Annotated in this window: 3 protein-coding genes; all 3 read left to right on the top strand. The window is 74.1% G+C overall.

Going from position 1 to position 4267, the window contains the following annotated elements; all coding sequences use genetic code 11:
* Positions 1-435 (top strand): LuxR C-terminal-related transcriptional regulator (locus tag ABZ646_RS41375; RefSeq protein ID WP_360531370.1); only part of this gene is annotated, 435 nt, incomplete at its 5' end.
* Positions 436-614: 179 nt separating this feature from the next.
* Positions 615-3422 carry an AAA family ATPase gene (locus tag ABZ646_RS41370; protein ID WP_360531367.1) on the top strand — a complete coding sequence of 936 codons (2808 nt, stop codon included), beginning with the start codon at positions 615-617 and terminating at the stop codon, positions 3420-3422.
* Positions 3423-3626: 204 nt separating this feature from the next.
* The coding region (locus ABZ646_RS41365) for a serine protease (RefSeq protein WP_360531364.1) at positions 3627-4267 on the top strand (641 nt) is incomplete at its 3' end.

The following is a 4267-nucleotide window of genomic DNA, read 5'->3' as shown; positions in this document are numbered from 1 at the left end:
GCGGTGGCGGCGGCCCGGGACGTGGAGCAGGCACTGGTCGTGCAGGACGAGGCCCGGGGGCTGCTGGCCGCGGCGCGGCCGGAACCCGCCGTCGTGGCGGAGCCCGGAGCCGCGTGGGAGCAGGTGCGGGAGGCACACGCGGCGCTGCGGGCGCTGGCGCCGCGGATCACCGACCCCGAACTGCGCGCCGAACTCCTGGCCGCCTGCGGACTGCTGACCACGTCGGCCCAGCACACCCGGGCCACCCTGGCCCCCCGTGAGCTGGACGTTCTCGCCTGGGTGGCGGCGGGTGCGACCAACGCGGCGGTGGCCGAACGGCTGGGGCTGCGGCCCGAGACGGTCAAGGGCTACCTGCGTTCGGCGATGCGCAAGCTGGGCGCGCACACCCGGGGGGAGGCGGTGTCGACGGCTCGTCGCACAGGGTTGCTGCCATAGCCGGGCGGGGTTGCCCCCGTGGCGGAGGGGACGTACCGGAGGGGACGCATTCCATTCATGCGAACGCGCTTTGAATTCACAGCCGTCAGGACGCTGTTATTTCCCTCACCACGCCGTCCGGCCGGATTTCCGCGTTCCTTGCCTAGAATTTGGCTGGGACACGACACAGGAGGGGAGCGGTGACCGTGCGACGGGACTTCCAGGAGCCTGCCAGGTGCCGCCCCGACCTGGTGATCGGTCGGGCGGAGCTGGTCGCGGCGGCCCGGGACCAGCTCGCCTCGGGCGGCAGTGTGCTCCTGCACGGACCCGCCGGAATTGGGAAATCGACCGTCCTGCGGGCGCTGGACGCGGAATACGCCCCGTCCGCGCGAACCGTGTTGCGCTGCTCGGCCACCGAGTCCGAATCCCATCTTCCCTTCCTCGCCCTCGCGGACCTCTTCGGCCTGGTCCTCGACGACGTCTCCGGCCGGCTGCCCGGCGCCCAGCGCACCGCCCTGGAGTCGGCGCTGACCGGCCGCGGGGAGTCCACCCTCCAGCGCGACGGTCTGGCCCTGCGTCTCGCGGTGCTGTCCACGCTGCGCGTGCTGGCCGCGGAGGGCCCGGTGCTGATCGTCGCCGACGACCTCCAGTGGCTGGATCCGGCCAGCGCCGAACTCCTCGGCTTCGCCGCCCGGCGGCTCGGCGGCACCCCGGTCCAACTGCTGTGCGCGGTCCGCACGGAGGGCCAGGAGTACGACCGCCACCTACGCGCGTCGCCGCCGGACACCGTCGCCGTACGCCTCGGGCCGCTCAACCGCACGCAGGTCTCGGAGCTCCTCGGCCACCGCGGGCACGCCGGGCTGACCCGGGCGACGGTCCGGGAGATCCACCGCACCAGCGGCGGCAACCCGCTGTTCGCCCTGGAGCTCGGCCGCGCCCTCGCCGAGAACCCGACCCCGCCCCGCCCCGGCGAGCCGCTGCCGGTGCCCACCTCGTTGCGCGCCCTGGTGCTCAGCCGTCTGGACATGCTCTCCGTGGAGGCCCGCCGCACCCTCCTGGTGGCCAGCGCCGGCGCCCGCCCCACCCAGGCGCTGCTGCACGCGGCCGGCCGGGAGAACGCCGAGGCCGAGTGCGCCCAGGCGGCGGAACTGGGGCTGCTGGCGACCGAACCGGAGGGCCCGGCCGTACGCTTCGCGCATCCGCTCATCTCCGCCGCCCTGTACGCGGAGGCGCCCGCGCAGGAGCGCCGGGCCGCGCACGCGGCCCTGTCCACGGCCGCCTCCGACCCGATCGAGCGGGCCCGGCACCTGGCCCTGGCCACCACCGGCACCGACCCCGAGGTGGCCGCGCGGCTCGCCGAGGCCGCAGGCCAGGCCCGGGACCGGGGCGCGCCCTCGGTCGCCGCGCAGATCGGGCTGCTCGCCGCCCGGCACACCCCGGGCGACAACACGCCCGGTCCCGACGAGCACCGGCTGCTGGCCGCCGAGGACGCCACCAGCGCGGGCGAGATCGACCTCGCCCAGGACATCGCCCGCGAGGTGCTCACCCGGGCCACCCGTCCGGCGGACCGGGTGCGGGCCTGGATCATCGTGATCGACTCCGCGGGCCACACCATGACCGAGGTGGACGCGGCCTTCCCGCACGCCCTCGCCGACGCCGGCGACGACCCACGACTGCTGGGCCTGGTCCACTACCAGCTGGCGTGGCGCTCCCTGATCATGGAGGGTGACTTCACCGCGGCCCGGCAGGCGGCCGCGCACTCTGCGGCGCTGGCGGCCCAGGGCTGCGACCGGCGCACCGAACTCCTCGCGTTGTCCCTGCAGGCGCAGGTGGAGACCCTGATGGGCCATCCGGACGCGCCGGCCACCATCAAGCGCGCCCTGAAGGAGCCGCAGGACCCGAACGTGGCCTGCCACCACAACGGCGCGGGCAGCGCCCGGTTCCGCTGGCTGGTGATGAGCGACCAGCTGGCCGAGGCCCGGACCACGGTCACCGCGCTGCTGCGCGAGGTGCGCCGGCGCGGCCAGGTGGAGAGCGAGGTGCACTTCCTGCGCGGGCTCGCCGAGACCGAACTGCGCTCCGGGCACTGCGGCCGGGCCCTGGACCTGGCCCGCGAGGGACTGGGCCTGGCCCATGACTCCGGGATCGGCGAGACCGCCTCCGCGATGCTCACCTCACTGGCCGAGGCCTCCGGCGGCGACGTCGACCGGGGGCTGGCACTGGCCCGGGAGGCGGTGGAGCACGCCGAACAGGACGGCGACACCATGTACCTGTCCCGGGCCCTGGGCGCGCTCGGATACGCCCAGTTGGTGGCGGGCGACCCGGCGGGCACCGTCCGCTCGCTGCGCCGGGTGCGGGAACTGGAGCAGAGCCTCGGCATCACCGACCCGGCCCGCGGCCGCTGGCAGGGGGACCTCGCCGAAGCACTCGTCCGGGTGGGTGAACCCGCCGAGGCGCAGGACGTCATCGACGTCACCCGGGAGCACGCGCTCAGGCTCGGCCGGGAGAGCGTCCTCGCCGCCCTCGACCGGGCCGAGGCCCTCGTCCGTGCGGCGCACGGCGACCACGAGGCGGCCGCCACCCAGCTGACCTCGGCTCAGGACCGGTTCGCCAAACTGGGCTACGGCCTGGAGGAGGCACGGGCCGCGTTCGCGCTGGCCTCGCTGCGCGGACGGCGCTCCCCGTCGGCGTACGACGAGGCCACCCGGCTGTTCCGGCGGTGCCGGGCGCTGCCCTGGCTGCGGCAGGTGGACGAGGCCGTCTCGGCGCCAAAACCCGAGCCCGCGGTGGTCCCGCCGGCCGAGCCGGCCGCGCTGGAGGGGCTGGCCGCGATGGAGCGTCAGGTCGCCGCGCTGGTCATGGAGGGGGCCACCAACCGGGAGATCGCCGCCCGGCTCTTCATCAGCGTCAAGACGGTCGAGGCGACCCTGACCCGGGTGTACCGCAAGCTGGGCATCCGATCGCGGGTGGACATAGTCCGTTTGGCCGCAGGGCGACGCGCGCACTGAGCGCCGCTCTTGTTAACTGAGGCGGACCGAGGGTTTTCCCTCCCCCATCCCCCTAGGGGGTTCCCTCATTGGGAGGGTGGGGTTCCGGGTCCTAGCTTATGGATGTGCCGCTCGCCCGGGCATACGGGGGTCGGTCCCGCGACTCCCGTGCTGCACCCCCCACACCCGCGCGACCCCCACCGGCAACCCCCACTGAGGAGACTCATGTTCGGGCACCACCGCGCAAGAAGGACCGCCGCAGTGCTGGCAGCCACCGCTGCCGCCGCGGCGACCGCGCTGATCGCGTCCCCCACCGCGTCAGCCGCCCCCCAGCCGATCGTCGGCGGTACCACGACCACCACGACCGCGTACCCGTTCATGATGCAGATCACGGACGCGTCCGGCAGCCAGTTCTGCGGCGGCACCCTGGTGTCGGCCACCAAGGTGGTGACCGCCGCGCACTGCATGGAGGGCGAGTCCACCAGCAGCGTCCGAGTGGTCGGCGGCCGTACGAACCTGAACGGCACCGACGGCACGGTCAGCAAGGTCGGCAAGATCTGGATCAACCCGGACTACACGGACGCCACCAACGGCGACGACGTGGCCGTGCTGACCCTGGCGACGTCGATGCCGTACACCCCGGCGTCGTACGTCAGCTCCTCCCAGACCGGCGTGTACGCGGCCGGCACCACGGCCCGCATCCTGGGCTGGGGCACCACCTCGGAGAACGGCAGCTCCTCCAACCAGCTGCGGACCGCGACCGTCCCGATCGTGTCCGACTCCAGCTGCAAGAGCTCCTACGGTTCGGACTTCGTCCAGACCGACATGGTTTGCGCCGGATACACCACCGGCGGCACAGACACCTG

This window comes from Streptomyces sp. NPDC007162 (assembly GCF_040634175.1).
Taxonomy (GTDB): domain Bacteria; phylum Actinomycetota; class Actinomycetes; order Streptomycetales; family Streptomycetaceae; genus Streptomyces.
This window is presented reverse-complemented; position numbering and strand designations above follow the sequence as displayed.